Genomic DNA, 6,024 nt, shown 5'->3' on the forward strand with positions numbered 1-6,024 from the left:
CGACGTCGACCTTCGCGGTGCGCGTCCAATACGCCACCGGTGACGCCCAGCGCAACACCTCCTCGACCGCGCTGGCCCGCAGCTCTTCCCGCTCGCGATAGCGTTCCATCTGCTCGGGGTTCGCGACGAACGCCTGCAGCCCGATGGCCAGCGCGTTCTTGGTGGTGTCGCTGCCGGCGAAGGCCAGCACGAAGAAGAAGAACTCGAGTTCGTTTTCGGGCAGGCTGAACTGCTCGCCGTCGTCGCCGGTGATCACCGCGGACGCCAGCGTGCTCCAGATGTCGTCGGTGGGATTGCGCCGCTTTTCGGCGGTGAGCTCCATCGCGTACTCGAAGACCGAGGCGAAGAGCTCGGTTTCGACGTGCCCGCTCGGGTGCTCCTCGGGCGCAAGCGCCTTCAGGATGCGGTCGAACAGCTCGAAGATCCGCGGCCGGTCCTCCTCTGGGATGCCGATGATGTCGCCGATGACCGTCATCGGTAGCGCGTCGGCGACGTCGGAGATCCAGTCCCCACCGCCCCGGGCGAGCAGGCCGTCGATCATCCGCGCGGCGCGCGCCCGGATGCCGTTCTCCAGCTTGGCGATCGCACGCGGGTTGAAGGCGTTGGAGATCAGCTTGCGGCGCTTGTTCAGGTCCGGCGGATCCAGCGTGATGATCGTCGGGGATGCCGAGAACATGGCGACCGGTTGAATGAGCGGGCCGTCGGCCGCGGTGAACGAGTCGGTGTCGCGATGCAGGCGGACCGCATGCCGGTGTTTGGTGGCGACCCAGAATTGGCGCTGGACGGTGTCGGCGACGCCCGGCGTCAGGTCGTGCCGAAACAGCGGCCTGGTACGCCGCAACTCAGCGAACAGTTCGTCGGGAAAACCGTTACGCCACAACGCGAAATCGGAAAGGTCCACCGCAGCGGCCGTCATGCGAACCCCCATTGGCTCCGACGCCACGCCACGCCCGGGCGGCGGCGCGTTGACGTTCAATGTCTAAAATAGTAAAAATAGACCTTAGTCGTCGAAACGCGGTGAGTTAAGAGCGGCCCTGATGCGCCCGGCCGCGTGGGAAACGGAGTGCTCGTGACGAATACGATTCCAGAGTCAGACCCCTCGGAACGGGAGTTCGGACCGGGTGGCATCGCGCTGTCGACCTACCGTTTCCCGACGGGCTGGTTCATCGTCGCCTTCGGAAGCGACCTGGCTCCCGGCCAGGTCAGGCGCGCGCACTACTTCGGCGAGGAGTTGGTGCTGTTCCGCACGGAGTCGGGCCAGGTTCACGTGATGGAGGCCTACTGTCAGCACCTCGGCGCCAACCTGGGGGTCGGCGGCACCGTGGAAGGCGAGAACATCGTCTGCCCCTGGCACGGCTGGCAGTGGCGCGGCGATGGAACCAACGCGCTGATTCCCTACAGCAAGATCGGCTGCAAGAACAACGTCCGCATCCGGACCTATCCGAGCATGGAATGGTACGGCTTCATCCTGGCCTGGCACGAGCGCCACGGCCGGGCGCCGTACTGGCAGCCGCCGGTGCTGCCGGAACTGGAAACCAACGAGTACTACCCGCTGCACCCGCACAGCCAGATGCTGAACCGGGTCAAGGTGCACCCGCAGATGATCATCGAAAACGCCGCCGACCCCTATCACGTTCAGTACGTGCACAAGGCCGCCAACCCGGCCACGACGGCGTCGTTCGAGGTGGCCGGTTATCACCTGCACGCCACCGTCAACGCCCACTTCGGCGGCGGCCGCGGCTCGACCTGGTTGACACCCGACGGGCCGGTCGACGCCAAGATCATCTACGACAACTACTCGCTGGGCCTCGGCATCGTCCGGTTCCCCAGCGAGCTGGTGGCGACTATCGAGGTGACCGGGCAGACCCCGGTCGACGAGGACTACACCGATTACTTCTACACGCAGGCTTCCGTGCGTGAACCGGGCGACAGCGGTGACGTGCCCACCGGACGTGCCGCCCGGTTCCTGGCGTTGCAGCAAGAGGTCATCAAACAGGACTTCTTCACCTGGGAGAACATGAAATACCTGGAGAAGCCCAACCTGGCGCCCGAAGAGGCACACGACTACGCGGCCCTGCGTCGGTGGGCGCACCGCTTCTACCCGGGGGAGCAACCGTCGCCCTCCGACTTCGGTTACGGCGCCGACGGCGAGCCCGACCCGGCGGCCGCCAAAGCTTGACCAGAGCCACACAGACCGATGTGCGCTGACCGCGTGGGGTCCGTGCGGCCCGCCGATTACGGCGTCGACCGTTTCACCGTGCCGGCCGTGCTCGATCTCCGCGCGCGGCAGTACCCCGACCGGGTGATGATGTCGATCGCCGGCGTCGATGTGACCTTCGAGCAGATGCGCCAGCGGTCGTATGCGGCGGCAAAGGTGTTGAGCGAGTTGGGAGTCGGACGGGGTGACCGCATCGCGTTGTTCACCGGCACGTGTCCGGAATGGGTCTACTTCTGGCTGGGTGCGGCGCGGATCGGTGCGGTGAGCGCGGCGATCAATGCCGCGAACAAAGGCGACTTCCTGTTGCACGCCCTGCGGCTGTCACACGCCAAGGTGATGCTGACCGACGCCGAACACCGGCCCCGCGCCGCCGAGGTCGCCGACGCGGCGGAGCGCCTGACGAACATTGTGGTGCAAGGTGACTCACTGACCGCGACGTTGAGACAACACGCCGGCGACGCGTCGGTCGGTGACCCGGGCGAGGCGGACGACCTCGCCTGCCTGTTCTACACCTCGGGCACCACCGGCCCGTCCAAAGCGGTCGCCACGACATGGCACTACCTGTTTTCCGTGGCAGCGACCGTCTCATCGGCCTGGCAATTACGCGAGGGCGAGGTGTTGTGGACGGCGATGCCGTTGTTTCACCTCAGTGCGGCACCCAGCATCCTGGCGCCCATGCTGGTCGGCGCAACGACGGTGCTGGCCGGGTCTTTTCACCCCGGCGAGGTGTGGGACGACATACGCGCCCGCGGCGCCGTCGGGTTCGCCGGTGCCGGGGCGATGGTCTCGATGCTGCGGAATCTGCCCGCGGATCCGGATGACGCACGGCTGCCGCTGCGGTTCATCTCCGCCGCGCCGATCGACGCAAACTCCTACCGCGACATCGAAAAGCGTTACGGCTGCTGCATTGTCACGATGTATGGGCTCACCGAGGCTTTTCCCATCGCCCTCAAGTCGGTCGCCGAGGACGGGGTTCCCGGGACGTCGGGCCGGCCGAATCCCGATTTCGAGGTGCGGATCCTCGACGAGCATGGCAATCCACTGCCCGCCGACTCCGTGGGTGAAATCGCCTGTCGGCCCAGGTATCCGCACGTGATGAGCGAGGGCTACGTCGGCGCGGATTCGCGGATAAAGCCGCATCCGGAATGGTTTCGCACCGGCGATCTCGGGCGGCTCGATCGTGACCAGAATCTGACCTATGTGGACCGAATCAAGGATGCGTTGCGCCGGCGCGGTGAGAATATCTCTTCGGTCGAAGTGGAGGCCGTTGTCGCGAGTCATCCCGCCGTGGCCGAGGCCGCCGCGGTCGGCGTGCCCAGCGATTTGGGCGAGGACGACGTCCTGGTAGTCGTCACGCTGCGGCCCGGCGCCACACTGGATTTCGCGGAACTGCTCGACTTCTGCTCGGCCCGCATGCCGTACTTCTGCGTGCCGCGATTCGTGGAGACCGTGAGCGAACTGCCGAAGAACGTGATCGGCCGGATACGCAAAGATTTATTGCGCGAACGCGGCGTCAGTCCGGGGGCCTGGGATCGTGAAAGTAGTGGGTATGTCGTTCGCCGTTAGGTTCCGTTAATGTCACGTAATAGTCGACGAGTTGCATTAACGTCCCCTCAGCCCATTGTCGGCAGTGATTTCTCCAGAGAGGCTGGAAGCGATGACCATGACCTATCAAGAACAGCAAATGCTGCAAGCCGCCACCGGACGCGCTGCCATCCTGGATCTGAACGCCCGGCACAATCGGGCCTACTCCGACGGCGATCGCGACCGCTGGGTCTCCACCTTCCGTCATTCGGGTGCCAGCTATACCCGCGACGGTGAGCTTTTCAGCGACCTGCGGTCGGCTTTCGACGGTGGCGACGGTCAACGACTGGTCACGGTCGATCATGAGATCAGCGTCGACGGGGTCAACGCGACTCAGCGCTGTGTCGCTGTGCTTTTCGCCGCGATTTATGGCGACACCACGCTGCGGGCCACCGGGACCTTCCACGACACATTGATCTACGAGCGGGGCGGCTGGTACTTCACTTCGCGTGCCTTGCAGTGGGATTCCGTCCCGAGTCGCCACCCCCTCGTTATGTGAGTGGCACCGATACGTGGATCAGGATTTCGGTCAGCGGCTGGCCTTCGGCACCTACGACGATGCGCTGCGGATGGTCGGCGCGCGAAGCGAGCCCCGCGTCGCGGGAACCGCGGTCAGCGCCGCACGCATCCAGTTGTTCGCTGCGATGGTGCGCGACGGTAATCGCTCATACTGGGACCCCGAGTTCGCCCGGCGGCAGTGGGGAGGATTACTCGCGCCGCCCGCGCTGTTGATGGGCTGGCTGATCGCACCGCCCTGGCAACCTGGGGGAAGAGGCACCGCTTCGTTGATCGCCCTGCGGGTGCCGCTGCCCGGTACTACATTTATCAACGCCGCCAACGAGGTTGAGTTCCCCGAACCCATCGTCGAAGGCGACGTGCTGACCGCAGTCGACGAGCTGGTCTCGGTATCACCGGAAAAGCGGACGCGACTGGGCGTCGGCCATTTCGTCGAGACGCTGGAGACCTATCGCCGCCAAGACAACGTCGTGGTCGCCACCAATCGCAATACCTTGTTCCGTTTCACCCCCGGGCCCGCGTCGTGACCGGCGACGGCCTGGACTGGGCGATGATCTCCGTTCCCGTCGACTTGCCGGAAGTGATCGACCACATCAGCTACCAGCGGGTGGTGGAGAACGCCGGGGCAACGTGGGATTACTTCCCCGGCCATTTCGACCCGAAATACGCTCAGGCGCAGGGCAATCCGACGATTTACGTCAACACGATGCACCTGGCCGGGTTCGCCGACCGCGTCGCGACCGACTGGGCGGGGCCGCGCTCGCGCGTGGTGCGCCGGTCCATGCGACTGGCCGCGCCGGTGTATGCCGGCGACACGATGATCGGCCGGGGGCGGGCCGTGGCGAAGCGCCGGGACACCTCGGTGGAGCCGCCGCGCTGCCTGGTCGATGTCGAAATCCGGGTGACCAATCAGCATGGCGCGCTGTGCTGTCCGGTCGAGCTGACGTTGCAGGTGCCCGGATCTTCCGGCGATGGATGACATTGCCGGACTACACCTGGCGGTGTGCCGACGGTTCGGCGAGGCGGTCAGGGCGGCGGACGGCAAATGGCGCCGGCCATCCCCGTGCGATGCGTGGGACGCGCGAGCGGTTCTCGAGCACGTGATCGGCTTCCATGATGTGCTTCTGTTGCGCCCGTTGGGATATAAGCCCGACCGGCCAAGTGGCGATCCGCAAACGCGATGGCGATTGACCTATGACGGGCTGGCGGCGGCGTTTGAATCGGGTCGAGCGACACAACTAAGCGAGTACCGGCTGATGCCGAACCTGACCCGCGATGTCCTGGTTCACACCTGGGACCTCGCCCGGGCGGTGGGCGCCGATGACGCCCTGGACCCGGCGTGGTGTGAGCTGTTCTGCGCCGGCCTTCCGGAAGGTGCGCAGGCCTTGGCCGCGTCCGGGATGTTCGATGCGCCGGTCCCGGTCGGCGATGAGAGCGATGCGCAGACAAAGCTTTTGGCACGCCTTGGCCGCGACCCGCGGTGGGAACCGGAGATCTGATAGGGGTTTCTGCGCACACCACATTGGGGCCGCGGAATGGGGGGAGACCGTTTTTGTCGGTGGTGGCTGCGATGATGGCGTCATGTCCCCGACCGCGACTGCAGCCAGCGTCGAAGCGTCCCCGAAGGATCGTCTCGAGGAGCTCTTCGACGAACTGGCGGAGTTGACCGGTCAGCGTAATGCGATTGATGGGCGCGTCGTGGAGAT

Annotated in this window: 7 protein-coding genes; 6 read left to right on the plus strand and 1 reads right to left on the minus strand. The window is 65.6% G+C overall.

Annotated elements, in window-relative coordinates; translation table 11 throughout:
- Nucleotides 1–916 (minus strand): cytochrome P450 (locus A5646_RS16885; protein WP_067022824.1); only part of this gene is annotated, 916 nt, incomplete at its 3' end.
- Nucleotides 917–1,069: 153 nt separating this feature from the next.
- Here A5646_RS16885 and A5646_RS16890 point away from each other — a divergent pair.
- The 6 genes from A5646_RS16890 (at nucleotide 1,070) to A5646_RS16915 (ending at nucleotide 5,817) form a co-directional block, all read left to right on the plus strand.
- A complete protein-coding gene (locus tag A5646_RS16890) occupies nucleotides 1,070–2,179 on the plus strand; it encodes a Rieske 2Fe-2S domain-containing protein (RefSeq protein ID WP_369806955.1) in 1,110 nt (369 codons plus the stop codon).
- Between the two features lie 18 nt (nucleotides 2,180–2,197).
- Nucleotides 2,198–3,784 (plus strand): AMP-binding protein, encoded by a 1,587-nt coding sequence (locus A5646_RS16895; protein WP_067022826.1) that lies wholly within the window; start codon nucleotides 2,198–2,200, stop codon nucleotides 3,782–3,784.
- A 91-nt stretch (nucleotides 3,785–3,875) separates the two neighbouring features.
- Nucleotides 3,876–4,301 carry a nuclear transport factor 2 family protein gene (locus A5646_RS16900; protein ID WP_067022829.1) on the plus strand — a complete coding sequence of 142 codons (426 nt, stop codon included), beginning with the start codon at nucleotides 3,876–3,878 and terminating at the stop codon, nucleotides 4,299–4,301.
- Between the two features lie 13 nt (nucleotides 4,302–4,314).
- Nucleotides 4,315–4,845 carry a MaoC family dehydratase N-terminal domain-containing protein gene (locus tag A5646_RS16905; RefSeq protein ID WP_066881003.1) on the plus strand — a complete coding sequence of 177 codons (531 nt, stop codon included), beginning with the start codon at nucleotides 4,315–4,317 and terminating at the stop codon, nucleotides 4,843–4,845.
- Nucleotides 4,842–5,297: a MaoC/PaaZ C-terminal domain-containing protein gene (locus A5646_RS16910; protein ID WP_067022831.1), complete on the plus strand. Its 456-nt coding sequence runs from the start codon at nucleotides 4,842–4,844 to the stop codon at nucleotides 5,295–5,297. The genes A5646_RS16905 and A5646_RS16910 overlap by 4 nt, the downstream gene beginning before the upstream one ends.
- Nucleotides 5,290–5,817, plus strand: a complete 528-nt coding sequence (locus A5646_RS16915; RefSeq protein ID WP_067022834.1) for a maleylpyruvate isomerase family mycothiol-dependent enzyme — start codon at nucleotides 5,290–5,292, stop codon at nucleotides 5,815–5,817. Before A5646_RS16910 ends, A5646_RS16915 begins: the two co-directional genes overlap by 8 nt.
- The last annotated feature ends 207 nt before the right edge of the window (nucleotides 5,818–6,024 follow it).

Origin of the sequence: Mycobacterium sp. 1245499.0 (assembly GCF_001673615.1) — a bacterium.
In the GTDB taxonomy this organism is placed as follows: Bacteria; Actinomycetota; Actinomycetes; order Mycobacteriales; family Mycobacteriaceae; genus Mycobacterium; species Mycobacterium europaeum_A.

Excerpts from the sequence above, each read along its gene's own strand:
- A5646_RS16915 (WP_067022834.1), top strand. The coding sequence starts at position 5,290 with ATGGATGACATTGCCGGACTACACCTGGCGGTGTGCCGACGGTTCGGC.
- A5646_RS16895 (WP_067022826.1), top strand. The coding sequence starts at position 2,198 with ATGTGCGCTGACCGCGTGGGGTCCGTGCGGCCCGCCGATTACGGCGTC.
- A5646_RS16900 (WP_067022829.1), top strand. The coding sequence starts at position 3,876 with ATGACCATGACCTATCAAGAACAGCAAATGCTGCAAGCCGCCACCGGA.